Raw genomic sequence first — 694 nt, forward strand, 5'->3', positions numbered from 1 at the left:
GTGGTGTTCGCACCACTCAGTTTGGCCGCTGATACCAAGGCTGATAAATATGAAGGAATTGAAATTACGGTCAATATCAATACTGCTTCTGCAGAAGAGATAGCAACGATGCTGAAAGGTATTGGCGAAAAGAAAGCGCAAAGCATAGTTGACTACCGTACTGAGCACGGCCCATTTAAAACAGCAGCTGATTTAACCAATGTAAAAGGAATTGGTGAAGCAACCATCAAGAAAAACGAAAACCGCATTCTTCTATAAACGCGGGCTTCGACCATTGTATTCTTACTGAGTTTTCGTTTCCGGTTACTGCTTTCCCGAACCAAACCCTCTTTCGTGGTTCGGGATTTTTTATCCAAATATACGGCGATGGAATCCTTTCTCTACTAATGCCATACCTAAGCCTCCCATTGCACCAAACAGGTGTGCATCAACAGCAACACGAGCGCCTATCATTGCAGCAGTGCTGGTTGAAGGGCCATAAAGTTGCTCCCATGCGATTTTCGCAATAAGTCCGGCGACTAAGAGTAGGCTACTTCTTCTGTTTTCAATCACTTCTCTGAGAGCCCAAAAACCAAACAAACCGTGTAAGACGCCAGACAAGCCGACATAGACTGACATGCTAGTCAGTAAGTTCATTACGCCGACAAAGGCACAAAGCAAAAGAAAAACAATCGAGAAGTTGCGTGCACTAGGA

Annotated in this window: 2 protein-coding genes; one reads left to right on the plus strand and one right to left on the minus strand. The window is 44.5% G+C overall.

The genetic code is table 11. The features are described 5' to 3' along the window. Positions 1 to 258: ComEA family DNA-binding protein (locus R7R78_RS26460; RefSeq protein WP_225474653.1), on the plus strand; the 258-nt coding region annotated here is incomplete at its 5' end. Positions 259 to 348: 90 nt separating this feature from the next. On the opposite strand, the gene rrtA is transcribed toward R7R78_RS26460, so the two are convergent. Next, on the minus strand, positions 349 to 694 hold a 346-nt coding region (gene rrtA / locus R7R78_RS26465), incomplete at its 5' end, for a rhombosortase (RefSeq protein WP_225474654.1).

Source organism: Vibrio sp. 2134-1 (assembly GCF_033339495.1).